This window comes from Opitutia bacterium (assembly GCA_016217545.1).
Classification (GTDB): Bacteria; Verrucomicrobiota; Verrucomicrobiia; order Opitutales; family Opitutaceae; genus Didemnitutus.
On sequence record JACRHT010000017.1, the window covers coordinates 909155 to 927706 of the forward strand.

Sequence of the window (18552 nt, forward strand, 5' to 3'; positions counted from 1 at the left end):
CACGCACCGCCGGCTCCCCATTCGCCCCCACGTCTATCGGAATCGGTCACCTAATCGGTGACAATTCGCTCGGCGCCAACTCGGCGCGTCGGGCGAAGACCTTCGGCACGACGCGCCGCGCGAAGGCCAAACGCACGGCGGGCGTGGAGCGATTCCGGACTTTTCCCTTGCTCCGCGCCGCGCGCGCGCCGCTCAATCGCCGCGATGCCCGTGCGCTTTCGCATTCTCGGCAGCGGCAGCAACGGCAACGCCGCTCTCCTCACCACCGACGACACGCGGGTGCTCGTCGACGCCGGCTTCTCCGCGCGCCGGCTCGGCGAGATGCTGGCCGCCGCCGGCGAGTCGCTCGAGCGCATCGACGCCATTTTCCTGACGCACGAGCACGGCGACCATGCCTCCGGACTGGGCGGCCTCGCGAAGCACCCAAACATCCGCGTCTTCGCGAACCACGGCACGGCGCAGGCCGTGCAGCGCACGCTCAAGCACCGCGCCAACTGGCAGGTCTTCGAGACCGGCGCGACGTTCCGCTTCCGCGACCTTGAGGTCAGCGCGTTCTCGGTGCCGCACGACGCGCAGGATCCGGTCGGGTTCTTCATCTCGCACGGCCAGGAGGGCGACCTCTTCGCTCCGCGCCGCACGCTCGCTTGGCTCACCGACCTCGGCCACGCGCCGCAACACGTGCGCGAGCGCGTGCGCGACGCCGACGTGCTCGTGATTGAGGCGAACTACTGCCCGCGCCTGCTCGAGGCCGACACGAAGCGCCCGTGGTCGGTGAAACAGCGCATCAACGGCCGGCACGGCCACCTCTCCAACGAAGCCGCGCGGGAGCTGCTGCAATCGGTGGCGAACCCGCGCTGGCGCCACGTGTTTTTCGCGCACCTCAGCCGCGACTGCAATTCGCCGGCCGCCGTCGAAGCCGCGTGCGGTCCCGCGCTCGCGGCGCTGCGGTGCAACTTCTCGGTCGTCGCCCCGGGCGGCGCGAGCGAGCCGTTGGAGTTTTAGGCGAAAACAGAAACGCCGTCCCGCGGGCCGGCGTCGGAGGGGGATGGCGCGCGCGTCAGGCCTTGGCCGGCTTCTGCGCCTTGCTCTCGTTTTCCTCGATGTATTTCCGGGTGGCCGCCGGCAGCTCGTGCCACATGCGCCAGGCGATGAACGCGCCGACGAGCGCGAAGGGCATGAGGAAGATCGGCCACCAGCGCCAGCTGTTGGCGGAGAGGTAGCCGACGCAGATCGATTGGATGCCGCTGCCAAGATAGACGCAGCCGTCGACGATGCCCGAGCAGGTCGCCGTCGCCTTGCGGCCGCCGAAATCCGCCGCCGCCGTGCCCGACATCAGCGAGTGCACGCCGGTGACGGCCGCGACGATGAGCAGTGCAGCAACGCCGACGAGCCACGGCATCGAGAAGATGAACATGGCCATGACCGCCGCCATCATGAGCATGAAGCACGAAAACAATGCCGCCGGCGGTCCGCGGCGGGATTGGAAATACTTGTCGGAGATGAGGCCTCCCGCGAAACCACCCACGATGCCGAAGATGCAGAGTAGCAGGCCCCAGTTGTTGAGGATGCCCTCGGCCCCCTTTTGCGGCACGTCGTGCGCGAAGACCGTATACCACTGCATGATGCCGTTGCGGAGCACGCCGGAGGTCAGTTCGACGCCGGCGACGAGGAGCATGATCGGACTGCCGAAGACTTTTTTCAGCAGATCCATCGTGGTGTATTCCTCGTGCATGTGACCGGAGGACGCGTCGTGGGTGTCGAGGTGCGGGAAACCGGCGTCCTCGGGCAGTTCCTTGATCAGCCAGGCATCGAGTGCCATCCAGATGATGAGCAGCGCCGCCGGCACGAAGAACACGGTCCAAGTCGCATCGACATGGACGCCGTCAGGCATGAAGAGCGCGCGGAGCGTATCTTGCAGCCAGCCGACGTTCCACGTCGGGCTCTTCCTCGTCATCTCGATGAGCGCGCGGCCCCAATCGAAGGCGAAATACACGCCGAACGAAATGAGCGTGCCGAAGATCGCGCCGAACACGCCGCGCTCGCGGACGTGGAACCAGTTCGCCTTCACCTTGATGATCGAGACGGCGCCGTAGCTCTGGAAATACATGTTGAGCGCGTAGACGATCGAGAACACCACGACCAAGTTGAACTGCGCGCGGTCCGTCACCGCCATCCACGTGAGGACGCCCATCGCGATGTTCGCGATCGCCGAGCCGGCGGCGGCGATGAGGATGCCGGCCTTGCCACCGATCTTGTCGACGAGCGGGCCGTTCACGAGGAACGAAAGACCGTAGGTGATCGTGCCCGCCGCGAAGATGAGGCCGAAGTCCTCGTTCGTCATCCGCGCGCCGAAGGAATTCTTCGCCACCGTGAGGTTGTAGCGCCCCATGTAGAGGAACGCATACGTCATCCCAAGCGGGAACCAGTTGATGAACCGCCGGCTCAGGAACCACGGGCCGTGCTTGAGCGGGTTGTTGTAGAAGTAGATGCCGACGACACAGAGTAGGCAGAGGGCGACGATGCTGAGCGACATGAGGGCGAGAGAAGAAGTGGGCCAACGACGCGAAACGCGCCTTTTTGTGTAGTGGAACCCCCGGGCATGGCACGGAAAAACTACTAACCGCCTGTAACAAATCGTTCCGCTCATGGTGACACAGCCTTTTGCTTTGCACCGGCCCCCGGCCGGGCCTTCTTTTCGCCCCGCATGACGCCCGTGCCTTTCCGCCGCACCAAAATCATCGCGACTCTCGGCCCCGCCACCGAGAGCGAAGCGATGCTCACGCAATTGATGGAGGCCGGCGTCGATGTCGTCCGCCTCAACATGGCGCACGCCAACCACGACTGGACCCGCACCATCATCCGCCGCATCCGCGAGGTTTCGCGCAAATGCGGCCGCGAAGTCGCGATCATGATGGACATCAAGGGACCCGAGATCCGCACCGGCGACGTCGCCCTCCCCATCGAGCTGAAGGCGGGCGAGATTTTCGACTTCTCCGTCAAACCCGACAACGAGACCGAACGCGCCGAGGAGGTCCGCTCCGTCGACGTCAACTACCGCAATCTCGTCAACGACATCCGCGTCGGCGACACCGTCCTCGTCGACAGCGGCCTCATCCGCCTCGAGGTGCTCGAGAAAAACGACACGCGCATCCGCTGCCGTGTGCTCACTCCGGGTGAGCTGAAGTCCCGCCGCCACATCAACCTCCCGGGCGTGCGGGTGAATCTCCCGTCCTTCACGGAAAAGGACCGCGGCGACACGCTCGTCGGCATCCAGGAAGGCATCGACTTCGTCGCGCTGTCCTTCGTCCGCGAAGGCAGCGACGTGCACGACCTCCGCACTTTCCTCAAGCAACACGGCTCGGCCGCGCGCATCATCGCCAAGATCGAGGACCAATCCGCCATCGAGCACCTCGAGGAAATCATCCGCGCCACCGACGTCCTCATGGTCGCCCGCGGCGATCTCGGCATCGAGATCCCCCTCGAAGACCTCCCCGTCGTCCAGCGCCGCTCCGTCTCCATCTGCCTCGCCATCGGACGCCCCGTCATCATCGCCACCCACATGCTCGAGTCGATGATCGGCCAGCCGATGCCCACTCGCGCCGAGATCACCGACGTCGCCAACGCCGTCTACGAACGCGCCGACTGCGTCATGCTCTCCGGCGAAACCACCGTCGGCAAATACCCCCTCGAGTGCGTCGCCATCCTCGACAAGATCTCCCGCCGCATCGAACAGGAGATGGCCGCCGACATCGAGGAACCCGCCGTCTTCATCGCCGAGCGCATGAAGCTCCTCCGCTCCGCCGTCATCATGGCCAACGAGCTGCCGAACTCCTCGCTGCTCTGCTTCACGCGCCGCGGCATCACCGCCGCCGGCCTCGCCGCCCACCGCCCCACCTGCGCGCCGATCCTCGCCGTCACCGACTCGATCGACACGCTGCGCCACCTGAAGATCGTCCGCGGCGTCGAACCCTATCTCCTCCACCCCTTCGGCGATCCGGAAAAAACCCTCGAGCGCGCCGTCTCCGCCCTGCGCAAACTCGGCCGCCTCAACGCCGGCGACAAAATCGTCATCGTCTCCGACATCACCACCGAGACGAATCAGCGCGTCGACAGCATCCAGCTCCGCACCGTCGAGTAAGGTCGCGCCGGACGAGCGGTGACGCACCGTTCGTCAACGTTCTATCGACACCGTGCGCAGCGCGTGTTCAATCCGCCGGCATGTTACGTTGTGCGGTTTTGTTCACGCTCGTCGTTAGCCTCGCGCGCGCAGCCTTCCTCGCCCCAGACGCGCTCGATCCGCTCCAAGTCGTCCCGCCGCCGCCCGCCCCCGACTCCATCGTCGCCGAAGCCGAACGCGCCACGCTTGCCCTGCTCGCGCAGAACCGCACGCCCGAACAGGTCGCCCTCGCCCGCCGCTGGGAAAAATACGACGTCTTCAAGATGGTCCAGCCCGTCGTCGGTGACTGGGCGACGGCGCAGACGCTCCCGAAACTCGCGGCGTTCATCAAAAACTCCACCGGCGAAACGCGTCCCTTCACCGACCGCGCCAAGAACACCTACGCCCGCCTCCGGCCCCATCAGGACAACCCCGCGCTCGTCCTCGCCCTCGAAAACAAACCCGACGGCGCCTCCTACCCCAGCGGACACTCCACCGCCGCTTGGCTGCACGCCACGCTGCTCGCCGCCGCGCTCCCGGAACACGCCGCCGAATTCACCCACCAAGCCGAGCTCGTCTGCCTCAGCCGCCTTTACGGCGGCGCGCATTATCCGAGCGACGTCGTCGCCGGCCGCCGCCTCGGCACCGCGATCGCACAGGCCATGCTGAAGTCCCCCGAGACCCAGCACGCTCTGGAGGAAATCCGCGCAGAATTCGCCGCCGCGCTCGCCGCGCACAAAAAAGCCGCATGAGGCAGCCCGCGCTCTCCGAGCGAGGGTGCTCCGCCAACGCATCGGCCCCTCGCCCTCCGGTAGGGGCGGTTGCCCCAACCGCCCTCAGCCGCTCCGCTCAAGTTCGTTTCCGCGCCGTCGCCCCCTGCGCCGCCGCACGCCTCGGCTCGCCCGCTCAATCGCCGATCCGCGCAAACCGCACCACGCGCTGCCCGCCGACCTCGACGATCTCGCTCCACATCCCCGCGGGCCGCACCCACGTGCCACGCTCGCCGTAGAGCGCCTGATAAACCACGAGCGGCTCCAGCGTCTCCGAATGCCGCGCCAGCCCGAGCACGCGATACTCGTTGCCCTTGTAGTGGCGGTAGAGTCCGGGTTTCGGTTCAGTCGGCAACGGCGGCAAATCGCTCATGGCCGCCAATCCACCGCGCCCCTCGCCGCAGCGCAAGCCTCCCCGCCACCCGGCGAAAGTTCTTAATGAGCAACTTTGCTCGAACGCGTTGCGTCGTCTCGCGCTCGCGCGTCGTGCGGCCGCGCTCCGAACCGGAGCGACGCACCGCGCGCACGCCGCCTGCGACGTCTACGCGCCGCGCCGGTGCCGCAAGCCCCGCTTGCCTCTGCGCCCTTTCTGTCCTCTGTCTTCTGTTCTCCGTCCTCCGATTTCCGTCCTCCGACATGGCCAACGCTCCCATTCCCGTCACCGTCCTCACCGGCTTCCTCGGCGCCGGCAAAACCACGCTGCTCAACCGCATCCTCACCGAGCAGCACGGCAAGAAAATCGCCGTCATCGAAAACGAGTTCGGCGAAGTCGGCGTCGACAACCAGCTCGTGATCCAGAGCGACGAGGAAATCTTCGAGATGAACAACGGCTGCATCTGCTGCACCGTGCGCGGCGACCTCCTCCGCATCCTCGCGCGCCTCATGAAGCGCAAGGACCGCCTCGACGCCATCCTCATCGAAACCACCGGCCTCGCCAACCCCGCGCCGGTCGCACAAACCTTCTTCACCGACCCGGAGATGCGCGAGCAGTTCTCCCTCGACGGCATCGTCACCGTCGTCGACGCGAAACACATCCTGCTCCACCTCGACGACTCGCCCGAAGCGCTCAAGCAAGTCGCTTTCGCCGACGTCATCCTGCTCAACAAGACCGACCTCATCACGCCCGCCGAACTCGACGCGCTCGAGCAACGCCTCCGCCGCATCAATGCCGTCGCGAAAGTCTACCGCGCGCAAAACGCCGCCGTCCCGATCGACCGCGTGCTCAATCTCGGCGGTTTCAAACTCGAGCGCGCCGTCGAAGTCGACCCGCAGTTCCTCGAGATGGAATACCCCTTCGAGTGGGCCGGCGGCTACGAACTGCAACCCGGCGAACACGAACTAGAGATCGGCCACGATCCCGCCGAAGCCGACGAGCACGACTGCGGCCACGACCACGATCACGGCGACCACGCGCACCACCACCACGGCGAACACGATCACGAGTGCGGTCCCGACTGCGGCCACAACCACAACGAACTCGATGTTGTCGTTCTCCCTGTAGCCGGGGTCGTTGACCCCGGTTGGCCAGGCTCAGCGAGCCCGGCTACAACCGCTGCTTTCGAGAAAGTCATCCACGAGGTCGTCCAAGTCTTCTCCGACTGGGAAAACATCGTCCTCCCCGGCGAGCCGCTCATCGTCGGCTCGAAACTCAACCGCCTCAAACTCGCCAACGAATACGGCAAGTTCCGCCTCACGATCCCCGCCGCCGGCCGCTATCTGCTCTTCACCGGCCACGACGTCCCCACGCATCTCTATGCTGTAGCCGGGGTCTCCGACCCCGGCCCGGGCTCAACGAGCCCGGCCACAGAGCCACGCTTCCTCCGCTACGCCTGGGACCGCACCTTCCGCCACGAACACTCGCACGACGAAGCCGTCTCCTCCGTCGGCATCAGCGTCCCCGGCGACCTCGACGGAAAGAAGCTCAACGACTGGATCTCGAACCTCCTCCAGAAACACGGCGGCGACATCTACCGCATGAAGGGCGTGCTCTGCGTGAAAGGCACCAACAAGCGCCTCGTCTTCCAAGGTGTGCACATGCTCTTCGACGCGAAGTTCGACCGCGAATGGCAGCGCGACGAAAACCGCACCAACACCCTCGTCTTCATCGGCAAAAACCTCGACCGCGCCGCGTTGACCGAAGGCTTCAAAGCCTGCCTCGTCTGACCGCGCCGAATAGTTCCTGTAATCACCGACCAGCGTTCGCTGGTCGCCCCCCGGCAGCGGTTGGATGCGCAACGAAGCGCTCGTAAACCCAGCGGCTTCTCTCCTCCACCGTCCGTCCGCCAATTTCCTCACGTCGTCCCGGACCGCCGCGCGATCGCGTGCAACTCCGCGACGCTGGTCGCGCCGAGTTTCGTCATGACGTTCGCCCGATGAAACTCCACCGTGCGCACGCTCACGCCGAGCGCCTCGGCGATCTCGCGGCTCGTTTTTCCCTCGAGCACGTGGCTCATCACCTGTTGCTCGCGCCGCGAGAGAACCTTGCCGACCGCCGCCGCGTTGGCGCGCTCGGCCGCCAGCGCCGCACGGAACCGCGCCGAGAAATACTCGCGCCCTCGCGCCACCGCCCGCAGCGCCTCGCCCAACTCCGCCGGCGGCGCATCCTTCTCGAGATAGCCTTCCACGCCGCTTTCCCGCACCCGCGTCAGCGCCAGCGGATCCATCAGCGACGACAGCACGAGCGAACGAAGTTGCGGCCGCGTCTGCCGCGCCGCGCGCACGAAACCCAGCCCGTCCACGCCCGGCAGCTGCAAGTCGACGAGCAACACGTCCGGGCGCGCCGCTTCGAGCGCCGCGAGCGCCTCCTCGCCCGTGCGCGCCGTCCCCGCGAGCGCGAAACCCGGCTGCGTCGCCAGCCATCGCTCCAGAAACGCGCGAAACATCCCCTGGTCTTCCACCACGAACACGCGGCACGTCGCCGCAAACTCCGCGGGCGCGCTCATGCGACCTGCCGCGCCTCCCGCGCCGCCGGCAACACGAAACCGAACTCCGCTCCACCGCCCGGCGCCGCTCGGTTGCTCAGCGGCACGTTCAACTGTCGGCAAATTTCCCGGCACAGGCGCAGTCCGAGACCGCCCGCGCTGAACACCGCCCCGTCATCCTGCAACCGCGCCGCGACTTCCGCCGGCAGGCCCGGACCGTCATCGCTCACCACGAGTTGCACGCCGCCGGCCGTCGCGCTCGCGGATACGATCACCCGCGTGCGCGCGTGCTTCACGGCGTTGCCGATGAGATTGCGCACGAGCGTCTGTGCGAGGACGAGATCGGTCTCCACGCGCAGACCCGCCGGCAGTTGCAGCTGCAACTCCACCCGCGCCCGATCCGCGAGGCTGCGATGCATGGTCACCGCCGGCGCCACCAACAGGTCGAGCGAACGCGACGCGATCTCCGGCGTCCCGGCGCGCAACCGCGCCCACAACACCAGATCCTCGATCAGCAGCAGCAGCGCGCGGCCCGTGCCGGCAACGTCGCGCGGGAAACTCGCGTCGCCGCGCGCATCGCGCTGCTCGATCAGGTGCTCGGCGGTCTGCGTCAGGCCGCTCAGCGGGCCGCGCAGATCGTGGCCGAGCACCGCGAGCATGCGATCCTTGTCCGCGTTGGCCGCCTCCAGTTCGCGCGTGCGCTCGCGGACCTCGAACTCGAGTTCGTCGGCATAAGCCTCCTGCATCGCGTGGCGTTGCTCGGCCTCGGCCATCGCGCGCTGTTGCGCGGCGATCTTTTCCTCCTGCAGGCGGGCAAAGCGATCCGCCAGCGCCAGCGAGAGCAGCAGCATTTCCACCGCCGAACCCATCATGATCGCGCGCGCGGAGAAATTCAGCGGCAGCGACAGCAACCAGATCGTCGCCGCCGGCGCAGCTCCGGCCGTCAGCAACGCAAACGAGAGCACGAAATACCGCGCTTGCGCCGCGCCCGCCCGCCACGCGACACCCGCCGCCACGAACAACACCACGTGCGTCGCCGCCACTCCGCCCACGACAAAGTGCAGCCAGATCGTGTTGTTGACCCACAGCATCGTCGGCGCGCCCGCCGCGAGCACGAGCGTGAGCGAACGCGCGACGCGCACGACGAAATCGAGCCGCGGCGTGCGCTGCGGCAGTTCGAGGAACACGCGCGCGAATTGCACGAGACAGAACCCGCTGCCCGCCAGTCCGAGCATCAGGCAGGTTTCCATCACGGGCGAACCGAGCGCCAAACCGAACACCTGATGCTCGCTCCGCCAGAAAAACATGAACACGCCCGCCGCGCCGAGATAGCCGAGATACCAGCCGATGTCGCGATGCCGCAGCCGCACGCCGAGCACACCGTTGTAGACGAGCAGCGCGAGCAGGATGCCGAAATAACATGCCTCAACGACCGTGTTCTTGGTTTGCGCGGCGAGGAACACCCGCACTTCCGGCCACCACACCGGCCGCAGCCACACGCCGAAATGATCCTCGAGCCGCATCACGCACACCCGCTCGCCGTGCGCCGGCACCTCGACGAGGAATGCCGCATCGCGCCCCCACAGCGATTTCTCCGCCGCCGGCACCCACTCGCCGGCGCGTTGCCGGTTCCAGCCGCCGCGGCCGTCGCTCGTCCAAAGATCGATGCGATCGGTGTAATACTCCGCATCCGCCAGCACGCCGCGCTGCGGCGCGTCATTCGTGTTCCGCAAAACGAATTTCACCCACACCGCCTCGCCGTAGAACGACTGAATGTAGCCCGGCCCGCTCCAGCGCCGCCACTCCGCCGCCGGCTGCGCGAGCGCCTGCGCGAACGTGAAACTCGCCACCGGATCGTGCAGCACCTCGACCGTCGCGTCCGCGCCCTCCGGCAGCGCATGCATCCCGGCGCGATCCCCCGCCACGCCCAGCATCAGCACGCCGACCACGGTGACGGTCAGCACCAACACGAAGAACAAATCGAACCTGCGGGCCAGCACAGCCGGGGGCATCACGGCAGTTCACGACACCACTCCCGCCGCCGCAAGCGCCCAATCCCCCGACCTCGTAGAACTACGAGGTTTGCCGCCTTGGCCCCACCGCAGCCGCGCGCAGCTTCACCGCACCGAACCTTTCCGCCCCCACTTTTCCATGCTCCACCGCATCGCCGCTTTCCTCCTGGTCGTTTCTCTCGCCACCGTCGCTTCGGCCCAACTCATCGTCGGCCAGAGGATCGGCGTGGACATCAACACCACTTCGCCCGACGGCAACAACGGCACCGCGACCAATTGGACCTCGATCAACACGTTTGGTGGCAGCGAAACGGGACTTGAACTCACCACCGGCAACTCGACGAGCGTCAGCGCCACACTCACGACGAATGGCAGCGGCGGATTCAACACCCTCGGCGACTACGCCGCCGGAAACGGAATCACCAGCGCACCGGCTTCCGTCACGAGCGACGGTGCTTGGGGCACCGCCACCGGCACCAACACGCTCACGCTCACCTTTTCCGGCTTGGACAATTCGCTCATCTACAGTCTTGAGATTTTCAGCGTCGCGCACGGCCTCAGCTTCTTCCTAGACAGTGACACGCCGAGCATCAATGGCGTCGCGACCGTCTGGTCCACTGGCTTCGAAAGCCGGGGTGTCCGATACTACCAGACCACCGGCGCCATTTTTGCCGACCTGACCACCGATGGCGCGGGCAACCTCTCGTTTGCGATCAGCGACGCCATCAACCGCAACGCGATCCTGAACGGCGCCATTCTCACCGCGACCCCCAGCGCCGTGCCGGAACCGTCGACCTACGCCGCCGCCCTCGCCGCCGTAGCTCTATGCGTGACCGCGATCCGCCGCCGCCGCGCCACCGCCGCACCGACAACTTAAACTCAAACTCTCCACCTGAACTCGCGAGAAAGCCCGGCCCGCGCCGGGCTTTTTGGTCGATCCGCCCGCCACATGCATCCGTCTCCGCGCGCTTCACTCCGTCCGCTCCAGCACGCTCTCTCGCTCGGTCTCGCCACGTTGCTCATCCCGGCCGTCGAAGCGCAGGTTCAAATCACCAGCACCGTCACTGTGCCCACCGACCAGTCCTCGCCTTGGGACATCGGCAACGATCTCTACGTCGGATTCATCTTCACGGACGGCACGCTGAACATCCAGAGCGGCAGCGCGGTCACTAACACCTACGGCTACATCGGCTACGCCGCGAATGGCACCGTCAACGTCGACGGCGCCGGCTCGACTTGGACGAACCTCAACGAACTCAGATTGGGCAACTACTACTCTAGCATCGGTCAGCTCAACCTCACCGGCGGCGCCACCGCCTCCGCGGACTTGACGGTTTTCGGCACCGCCTCAAGTAACTCGCAGGGCAAAATCTCGATCGACGGCCCCGGTTCGTCGTTCACCACCGGCTACTTCTACCTCGGTGAGTCTGGCTCCGGCTCACTCTCCGTCACCGGCGGTGGCACGTTCGCCACCACTGTCACCTGGACGTCGAACCACGTCGGCCATAACGCGGGTTCTAGCGGCGCGATCACTGTCAGCGGCACCGGCTCCACCTTCACCAACGCCAGCGACCTCTTCCTCGGCTCCAGCGCCACCGGCACGATGACCGTCGCCGACGGCGCCCACGCCAGCAGCGCCCGCTACACCTATCTCGGCTACCAAAACGACGGCACCGGCACACTCACGGTCAACGGCACCGATGCGGTCTACACGGCCCACGACTACATCTGGAACGGATACAACGGCAACGGCACCCTCATCGTGAAAGACGGCGGCGCGATCAATTTCGACTCGGGCTCCACGCAGCGCGTCATCCAACTCGGCGTCAACAGCGGCAGCTCCGGCACGCTCAAGATCGGCGACGGCGGAGCCGCCGGCACCATCGCAGCCGCCATTGCCGGTGGCTCCGGCACCGGGCAAGTGGTTTTCAACCACACCGGAGCGGTCGGCGGCGGCACCTACATCTTCGCCTCGACGATCGAGGGAGGAATCGACGTCGTCCATCGCGGTCCGGGCGCCACGTCCCTCACCGGCGCCAACACCTACACCGGCAGCACCACGATCGAGGACGGCACGCTGCTCGCCAACAACACCACCGGCTCGGCCTTCGGCTCCGGCAGCGTCACCGTCCAAGCGGGCGCCACGCTCGGCGGTAGCGGTTTCATCGACGGTCCCACCACGCTCGAGTCCGGCGCCCACCTCGCGCCCGGCAACTCGCCCGGCACGCTCTCGTTCACCAACGGCCTCACGCTCAACGATGGCGCCGTGCTCGATTTCCAACTCGGCACCACCAGCGACCTCATTCGCGTCAGCGGCGGCACTCTGACCGGCTCCGCCTCCGCCGGCGGCATCACGCTCAACCTCAGCAACGCCGGCGGCTTCACCGCCGCCAGCTACACGCTCTTCGATTTCTCCGGCGCCACCACCAGCAGCTTCACCGCCAGCGACTTCATTCTCGGTTCCACGGTCAGCGGCTACACCTACTCGCTCGCCCTCGTCGGCTCCACGCTCCAACTCACCGCCGTCCCCGAGCCCGCCACCACCGCCGCCCTCCTCGGTGCCGCCGCTCTGAGCCTGGCCGCCTACCGCCGTCAGCGCCGCGCGTCGGTCCAGTCGCGCGCCGCCTGAACTGTCACCTAATAGGTGACAGTTTCTCGCACGCGCCAGAGCGAGAAACTCCCGCCGCACCGCCCGCTGAGTAACCTATTAGGTTACTCGCCCGATCACTCGCTCACCGCGCCAGCGCCGGATAGGTGAACAGGAAAAAGTGCAGCGCGTTCAGCGACCAGTGCGCGAGCACGCTCGCCTCGACGCGCTGCGTCCGCTCGTAAACCCAGCCATAGCCCGCGCCCGCCACCGTCGCGAGCGCCACGTATTTCCAACCGCCCGCCGCGTGCGCGAGGCCGAACGTCACCGCGCCGACCGCCAGCGCGAGCCAGTTGCCGCCGCGCCGCTGCGCCCACGCTCGCCGCAACCCGCCTTGCACGAACCCGCGGAACAGCGCCTCCTCCGCCGTGCACGTGAACAGCAAATTCACCGCCAGCCACAGCGGCGCCTCCGCCGGCAGCTTCGGCGCCCAGCGCACGTAGCCGAGCGCGAACGATCCTGCCAACACGACCGCAATCGTCAGCGGTGCAATCTTCGCGACCTCGCCCAGCACGCTGCGCCCCTCGCGCGCCGAGCCCACGCGCGCGTGCGCCAGCCCGAGCAGCGCGAGCGCGATCAGTGTCTTGTCGAAATTCACATAGAGCGAAAACGGCACCGCATCCGGCGTGAACCGCACCGGCCCGATCACGCGCGGATTCGCGAAGCCCGGCATTCCGTGCGTCATCAACGCCACCGCCGCCACCAGCACGATGCCTGCCTCCAGTCCCCGCCGACCGCGCGGCGCGCCGCCATCGCTCGCCCACAAGTGCGCGGCCCAGAACCACACGACGGCCACGCACGCGCCGGTCGCGTCGAGCGCGCCCGCCCACCACGACACACCGAGCGCGGCCACCGTGATCCACTGCCACGCCGGCCGGCCGAACCACACGCCCGGTAGCCACAACGCCGCCACCGCCACTGCCAGGAACGCGCACGCCAACATCATGCGGCCACCCTACGCGCTCCGCCGCCCGCCGCGCACCAAAATTCCCGCGCTCCCGTGCCACACGCCGCGCGCTTGACCCGCCCCGACGGCATTGCGAACGTCGCCCCGCGTGACGTCCCCCGCCACACCGACACCCAAGCCGACGCTGTTCATCAGCTACGCCTCCGAGGATCGCGAAGCCGCGCGTCGACTGCGCGACACGCTCGCCGCGGCCGGTCTCGACGTGTGGTATGACGAAAACGAACTCGGCGGCGGCGACTCGTGGGACGCCAAGATCCGTCGCCAGATCCGCGAGTGCGACTACTTCATGCCCGTCATCTCGGCCAACACCGAGCGACGCAAGGAAGGCTACTTCCGCCGCGAGTGGCGCCTCGCCGTCGAGCGCACGCTCGATATGGCCGACGACGTGATGTTCCTCCTGCCCGTCTGCATCGACGGCACCTCGGAGAACAACGCCCGCGTCCCGGAAAAATTCTTCGCCGTGCAATGGCTTCGTGCTGCCGGCGGCGCCGCGACACCGGCCTTGGAAAACCTCGCGCGCCGCATCGCCACCGGCGAGCACCTTGCACCGCTGCCGCCGCGCGGCCGCGCCGAGCCGCCGATCTCACGCGCCACGACCACGCCCGCGCACGGTGCTCCTCCGCCGCTGCCGACGAGCCCGGCGCCGCACGACTCTCATTCCGCCAACCACGACGGCCCGCCGCCGATGCCGCCGTTTCCCCACGTGCAAGGCAACGGCATGCCCGCCGGCCTGAAATTCCTCGCCGAAGTGATCTGGTGGGTCATCACCGCGGCGTGGCTGCTCCTCCGCCGCGCGCCGAAGTGGATTCGCATCATCCTCATCGTCTGGGCGTGCATTTCGTTTTTCTCCTATTGCGTGCGCAGCCGCTCAGCGCCCCCGACCGGGAAAGCCCCCGCGGAGAAAACCGAGAAGCGCAACAAGCCCCAGCTCACGGCCGCCGACCTCGCCGCCGCGCAGAAGGCCCTCAAGGAATCCGGCCTCCCCGCCGGCCTCGCCGAATTCGGCAACGAAGTGGCCAAGCGCCTCGCCACCGAGATCAAAAACTCCGAAGCCTCCGACAAACAGATCGTCGCCGTCCCCTTCCACGCGGGCATCACCGACGAAAAGGACGCAGCGTTTCTCCGCCAGGTCTTCACGCCGCTCTGGGGCCGCCTCTCCATTGAGCGCGCCGGTGAAACCGGTCTCATCGCCACGCCGCTCCCCGCGCCGTCGAATGAAGCCCTCGCCGCCCTCGGCAAACGCCTCGACGCCGGCTTCGTGCTCGGCGCGCGCATCGTTCGCCCCACCGCGACTCCCGCCGCACCCGCAAATCCGCCCGCCGGCGAAACGGCCGCCCCGGCGACTCCCGCGAGCGAGGCCAGCCTCGAGATCGTTCTGATCAAAAGCGAGACCGGCGCCGTCGCGTGGTCCGGCACTTTCGTGCTCACGGAAGATCCCTCGGCAATCGCGAACCGCATCGCGGATGGCGTGCTCACCGCCGCGAAGCCGCAGTGACGCGCCTCACCGCGCCGCCTGCCGCTCTTCCCACTCGTCGATCGTCTTCGGCCAATCCGAGTTGAGCAGCCGCGAGAGCGAGCGATCCGCCAGCAGCTTCCCGCCCGTCTGGCAGCGCGGGCAATAGTTCACCTCGTTCTCCGCGTAGCGGATCCGCTGCACCGCCGTGCCGCACACCGGACACGGCTCGCCGAACTTCCCGTGCACCGCCATCTCCGGGCGAAACGCCGTGACGTTCGCCGGGAATTTTTCTCCCGCCTCCGCGCGCAATCGCTCGGTCCACTCGCGCAGCGTGCGCTGCGTCGCCCCGTGCAGTCGCGCGATCTCCCGGTCGCCGAGCTTCGACGTCAGCGCAACCGGCGACAGTCGCGCCGCGTGCAGGATCTCGTCCGAGTAGGCGTTGCCGATGCCGTCGAACAGCCGCGGATCGGTCAGCGCGCGTTTCAATGTGTGATTCTCGCTCCGCAACCGCGCCGCGAATTCCGCTGCCGTTGCCGCAAAGACATCCAACCCGCCGCGCGCGTGCGCCGCCAGACCCGCCTCGTCCGCGACGACATGCAGCGACGCCCGATGTTTCGTGCCCGCCTCGGTGAGCGTCAGCACGCCGTTCGCGAACCCGAGATGCGCGAGCGCGTTCTTCACCTTCAACTGCGCCGGCCCGGCGAGCGCGCCCCCAGTCCACTGCAGTCGCCCCGCGATCATCAGGTGCAACACGAGCCACTTCCCATCCTCGAATCCGAAAGCGATCCGCTTCCCCATTCTCCGCAACCGCGCCACCCGCTGCCCCGTGAGCGCATCGATCGGCGGCAGCGCCGTGCGCAGCACGAAAATATCGAGCACCCGCACACGTTCGAGCACCTGGCCCACGACACGCGCCTCCAGCGCTTCGAGGTAAACAGTGATGTCCGGCAGCTCGGGCACGCGCCCAAGCAAACAGGCCCGCCGCAAAAGACACGCCAATCCGGCGCGCAATCGCAGGCGACGGAGTTATCTCCGCGCCGAAGGTCGCAACGAGCGCCGCCTGGTCGAACGAACATGGTCTTCTTCGGTCCGGCCGAACGCGGTTTCACGTAGCGCCACCGCCCAGCCATTTTCATCGTGCCGCATGCCCCGTCGCTCCCTGCTGCTTCCCGCCGTCGCGTTCCTTCTGTTCTCCGCGCCGCTCGCGTTGGCGCAATCCTACGTCGGCTCCGGCCTCACGACGTTGCCGTTGATCGCCACCACGAATCGCTACCTGGACAACGCAGCCTGGGCGATCAACTCCTCCGGCGTCGTCGCCGGCGCCTCGGCCAACGATCTCTCCGAAAGTTATCCGGTCAGCTTCTCGAACGGCGTCCTGACCCAGCTGAGCCTCACCTACGGCGGCTGGGCCTACGGCATCAATTCGAACGGCGCCGTCGTGGGCGAGGCCTACTTCGGCGCCGGCTCGAGCCACCCCTTCGTCTACAGCGCCGGCGTGATGACCGACCTCGGCACCCTCGGCGGCGAAAACAACAGCGCCGCCTTCGGCATCAACAACTCCGGGGTCGTCGTCGGCTACGCCGCCACGGCCGGCGGCAACTCGTTCGCCTTCTCCCACTCCGGCGGCACGATGCAGAATCTCGGCGCCCTCGGCGGCGACTACAGCGGCGCGCGTGCCATCAACAGCTCGGGCACCATCGTCGGCTACGCCGGCAACGCCAGCAACAACGACCGCGCCTTCGTCTACAGCGGCGGGGTCATGTCGGACCTCGGCACGCTCGGCGGCGACACTTCCGATGCCTTCGCGCTCAACGATGCCGGCGCGATCGTCGGCGTCTCGCGCAACAGCAACGGCGACAACCACGCCTTCGCCTATTCCGGCGGCGTCATGCGCGACCTCGGCACGCTCCTCGGCGACACGTCCAGCGTGGCGCGGGGCATCAACGCCTCCGGCGCGGTCGTGGGCTACTCGACCGACGACGACGACAACAGCCGCGCCTTCTACTACGCCAACAGCGAGATGATCAGCCTCAACACACTCTTCGTCGGCTCGTTCAGCGACGGTGCCACCGCGAGCGGATTTGTGAGCCTCAACTACGCCTACGGCATCAACGACAGCGGCCAAATCGTCGGTTCAGGATCCTACTTCGACCTCGAGACGATGAACATCACCTCGCGCGGTTTCGCACTCACCGTGAGCGCCGTGCCCGAGCCCTCGACCTACGCCGCCATCCTCGCCGCCGCCGCTCTCTGCGCGGCAGCCCTGCGTCGCCACCGATCCCGCGTCAGCGCCGCCCGGACTTCGGCATAAGTGGTTCACCGGCCGCGACACGCTCGGCGCGAGTGGACGCCTAAACTTCCACCTTCAATTTCAACGGGCGCAGAGCGCCCCGGCCGCACACCGCACAAGCAGGACGCTGCTCGCAGTGATCTTGGTGCGCCGCATTCGGCGCGGACGAGTCGACGTCGCGCTCAGTGCCTCGCGGGTTCTCTTTCTACTCGCTACCCGCTACCCGCTACTCGCTACTGGGGAACCATGAATTTTGCCAAGCATTGGGCCGCCACGCTCGACGACTACGCGATCGACCTCGCGTGGTCGCCGGACGGCTCACTCCTCGCCGCCGCGTCCGCCGCCGGCGGCATCTCGCTCTACGACGCCGCGACCGGCGCCGTGAAGCACACGCTCACGGGCCACGAAGACGGCGCCAACTGCCTCGCGTGGTCGCCGTCCGGCGACGTCCTCGCCAGCGGCGGCCAGGACGGCTGCGTGCGTTTCTGGAGCGCCGCGACCGGCGCCCAAACCGCGGAAGCCAAACTCGGCAACGCGTGGGTCGAGCACCTCGTCTGGACCACCAGCGCTCAACCCTCCGCTCTCGGCGCTCAGCTTCTCTTCGCCGCCGCCGGCCGAAAACTCCTCGCTCTCCGCGCCGACGGTTCGACCGCGCACGCATTCCCCGACGCCCCAAAAACCATCGCCGCCCTCGCCGCGTCGCCATCCCTCAACTCTCAACCCTCCACTCTCAACTCCCCCGTCCTTCTCGCCGCCGCCTGCTTCGGCCACGTTTCCCTCTGGAACACCGCCGATTTCACGGCACACAAGGAATTCTCCTACGGCAACGCGATCTACGCGCTCACGTGGTCGCCCGACCGCCGCTGGCTCGTCGCCGGCTGCCACGACAACGCCGTGCACCTCTGGGCGCCCGCCGAGGATCTCGAGCTGCACATGAGCGGCTACGAGACGCGGCTGAAGGAACTCTCGTTTTCCCACGACTCCAAATGGCTCGCCACCGGCGGCGGTCGCGACGCTTGCGTCTGGGATTGCAGTGGCGCCGGCCCCGAAGGCCGCGAGCCGCTCATGCTCCCGCACAACAATCGCGTCGTCGCGGTCGCGTTTCAAAATTCCCACGGCCTGCTCGCCAGCGGCTCCGCCGAAGGCGAGTTCTCGCTCTGGGCGCCAGCGCGCAAGAATCCGCTTTTCGCCGAAGTGAAAATGCCCTCCGCCGCGACCAAGTTCGCGTGGCGCGGCGACGACGCGCTGCTCGCCGTTGGCACCGCCAAGGGCCAGCTCTTCGTCTTCAAGACCGCCTGACGCTTTCCTTGGTGGAACGCGTTGACCTCAACGC

At 67.4% G+C, this 18552-nt stretch carries 15 protein-coding genes; 9 read left to right on the forward strand and 6 right to left on the reverse strand.

Features of this window, described 5'->3' with window-relative positions; genetic code table 11:
- Window positions 1-204 precede the first annotated feature (204 nt).
- Window positions 205-1002: an MBL fold metallo-hydrolase gene (locus HZA32_19795; protein MBI5426324.1), complete on the forward strand. Its 798-nt coding sequence runs from the start codon at window positions 205-207 to the stop codon at window positions 1000-1002.
- A gap of 55 nt (window positions 1003-1057) precedes the next feature.
- Here HZA32_19795 and HZA32_19800 read toward each other — a convergent pair whose 3' ends face one another.
- The gene (locus tag HZA32_19800; GenBank protein MBI5426325.1) at window positions 1058-2533 is read right to left on the reverse strand and encodes an MFS transporter; all 1476 of its coding nucleotides are present in this window, start codon (window positions 2531-2533) and stop codon (window positions 1058-1060) included.
- Between the two features lie 171 nt (window positions 2534-2704).
- Between HZA32_19800 and pyk the strand changes: the two genes are divergently transcribed.
- Entirely contained in the window at window positions 2705-4138 is a 1434-nt protein-coding gene (gene pyk / locus HZA32_19805) for a pyruvate kinase (protein ID MBI5426326.1), read from the forward strand.
- A gap of 80 nt (window positions 4139-4218) precedes the next feature.
- The gene (locus HZA32_19810) at window positions 4219-4908 is read left to right on the forward strand and encodes a phosphatase PAP2 family protein (GenBank protein ID MBI5426327.1); all 690 of its coding nucleotides are present in this window, start codon (window positions 4219-4221) and stop codon (window positions 4906-4908) included.
- Between the two features lie 154 nt (window positions 4909-5062).
- Here HZA32_19810 and HZA32_19815 read toward each other — a convergent pair whose 3' ends face one another.
- Window positions 5063-5299, reverse strand: a complete 237-nt coding sequence (locus HZA32_19815) for a DUF1653 domain-containing protein (protein MBI5426328.1) — start codon at window positions 5297-5299, stop codon at window positions 5063-5065.
- Between the two features lie 263 nt (window positions 5300-5562).
- On the opposite strand from HZA32_19815, the gene HZA32_19820 reads away from it, so the two are divergent.
- Window positions 5563-7089, forward strand: coding sequence for a GTP-binding protein (locus tag HZA32_19820; protein MBI5426329.1), 1527 nt, complete (start codon window positions 5563-5565; stop codon window positions 7087-7089).
- Between the two features lie 128 nt (window positions 7090-7217).
- Here the strand turns inward: HZA32_19820 and HZA32_19825 are convergent, their stop codons facing one another.
- Both HZA32_19825 and HZA32_19830 read right to left on the reverse strand, forming a co-directional pair.
- Window positions 7218-7868 (reverse strand): response regulator transcription factor, encoded by a 651-nt coding sequence (locus HZA32_19825; protein MBI5426330.1) that lies wholly within the window; start codon window positions 7866-7868, stop codon window positions 7218-7220.
- A complete protein-coding gene (locus tag HZA32_19830) occupies window positions 7865-9859 on the reverse strand; it encodes a sensor histidine kinase (protein MBI5426331.1) in 1995 nt (664 codons plus the stop codon). The genes HZA32_19825 and HZA32_19830 overlap by 4 nt, the downstream gene beginning before the upstream one ends.
- Window positions 9860-9998: 139 nt before the next feature.
- Between HZA32_19830 and HZA32_19835 the strand changes: the two genes are divergently transcribed.
- Together HZA32_19835 and HZA32_19840 are read left to right on the forward strand one after the other, a co-directional pair.
- Window positions 9999-10736: a hypothetical protein gene (locus HZA32_19835; protein MBI5426332.1), complete on the forward strand. Its 738-nt coding sequence runs from the start codon at window positions 9999-10001 to the stop codon at window positions 10734-10736.
- Between the two features lie 72 nt (window positions 10737-10808).
- Window positions 10809-12488 carry an autotransporter-associated beta strand repeat-containing protein gene (locus HZA32_19840; GenBank protein ID MBI5426333.1) on the forward strand — a complete coding sequence of 560 codons (1680 nt, stop codon included), beginning with the start codon at window positions 10809-10811 and terminating at the stop codon, window positions 12486-12488.
- 103 nt (window positions 12489-12591) lie between these two features.
- On the opposite strand, the gene HZA32_19845 is transcribed toward HZA32_19840, so the two are convergent.
- Entirely contained in the window at window positions 12592-13452 is an 861-nt protein-coding gene (locus HZA32_19845; GenBank protein ID MBI5426334.1) for a CPBP family intramembrane metalloprotease, read from the reverse strand.
- A gap of 109 nt (window positions 13453-13561) precedes the next feature.
- Here HZA32_19845 and HZA32_19850 point away from each other — a divergent pair, with 109 nt between their 5' ends.
- Window positions 13562-14968, forward strand: a complete 1407-nt coding sequence (locus HZA32_19850) for a TIR domain-containing protein (protein MBI5426335.1) — start codon at window positions 13562-13564, stop codon at window positions 14966-14968.
- A 6-nt stretch (window positions 14969-14974) separates the two neighbouring features.
- Here the strand turns inward: HZA32_19850 and HZA32_19855 are convergent, their stop codons facing one another.
- Window positions 14975-15889 carry a formamidopyrimidine-DNA glycosylase gene (locus tag HZA32_19855; GenBank protein ID MBI5426336.1) on the reverse strand — a complete coding sequence of 305 codons (915 nt, stop codon included), beginning with the start codon at window positions 15887-15889 and terminating at the stop codon, window positions 14975-14977.
- A gap of 184 nt (window positions 15890-16073) precedes the next feature.
- On the opposite strand from HZA32_19855, the gene HZA32_19860 reads away from it, so the two are divergent.
- Complete coding sequence (locus HZA32_19860; protein MBI5426337.1) at window positions 16074-17240, forward strand: PEP-CTERM sorting domain-containing protein; 1167 nt, start codon at window positions 16074-16076, stop codon at window positions 17238-17240.
- Between the two features lie 225 nt (window positions 17241-17465).
- Window positions 17466-18518: a WD40 repeat domain-containing protein gene (locus HZA32_19865; GenBank protein MBI5426338.1), complete on the forward strand. Its 1053-nt coding sequence runs from the start codon at window positions 17466-17468 to the stop codon at window positions 18516-18518.
- The last annotated feature ends 34 nt before the right edge of the window (window positions 18519-18552 follow it).

Excerpts from the sequence above, each read along its gene's own strand:
- HZA32_19810 (MBI5426327.1), top strand. The coding sequence starts at position 4,219 with ATGTTACGTTGTGCGGTTTTGTTCACGCTCGTCGTTAGCCTCGCGCGC.
- HZA32_19815 (MBI5426328.1), bottom strand. The coding sequence starts at position 5,299 with ATGAGCGATTTGCCGCCGTTGCCGACTGAACCGAAACCCGGACTCTAC.
- HZA32_19865 (MBI5426338.1), top strand. The coding sequence starts at position 17,466 with ATGAATTTTGCCAAGCATTGGGCCGCCACGCTCGACGACTACGCGATC.
- HZA32_19860 (MBI5426337.1), top strand. The coding sequence starts at position 16,074 with ATGCCCCGTCGCTCCCTGCTGCTTCCCGCCGTCGCGTTCCTTCTGTTC.
- HZA32_19820 (MBI5426329.1), top strand. The coding sequence starts at position 5,563 with ATGGCCAACGCTCCCATTCCCGTCACCGTCCTCACCGGCTTCCTCGGC.
- HZA32_19840 (MBI5426333.1), top strand. The coding sequence starts at position 10,809 with ATGCATCCGTCTCCGCGCGCTTCACTCCGTCCGCTCCAGCACGCTCTC.
- HZA32_19835 (MBI5426332.1), top strand. The coding sequence starts at position 9,999 with ATGCTCCACCGCATCGCCGCTTTCCTCCTGGTCGTTTCTCTCGCCACC.
- HZA32_19800 (MBI5426325.1), bottom strand. The coding sequence starts at position 2,533 with ATGTCGCTCAGCATCGTCGCCCTCTGCCTACTCTGTGTCGTCGGCATC.
- HZA32_19825 (MBI5426330.1), bottom strand. The coding sequence starts at position 7,868 with ATGAGCGCGCCCGCGGAGTTTGCGGCGACGTGCCGCGTGTTCGTGGTG.
- HZA32_19795 (MBI5426324.1), top strand. The coding sequence starts at position 205 with ATGCCCGTGCGCTTTCGCATTCTCGGCAGCGGCAGCAACGGCAACGCC.
- HZA32_19830 (MBI5426331.1), bottom strand. The coding sequence starts at position 9,859 with ATGCCCCCGGCTGTGCTGGCCCGCAGGTTCGATTTGTTCTTCGTGTTG.
- HZA32_19845 (MBI5426334.1), bottom strand. The coding sequence starts at position 13,452 with ATGATGTTGGCGTGCGCGTTCCTGGCAGTGGCGGTGGCGGCGTTGTGG.
- pyk (MBI5426326.1), top strand. The coding sequence starts at position 2,705 with ATGACGCCCGTGCCTTTCCGCCGCACCAAAATCATCGCGACTCTCGGC.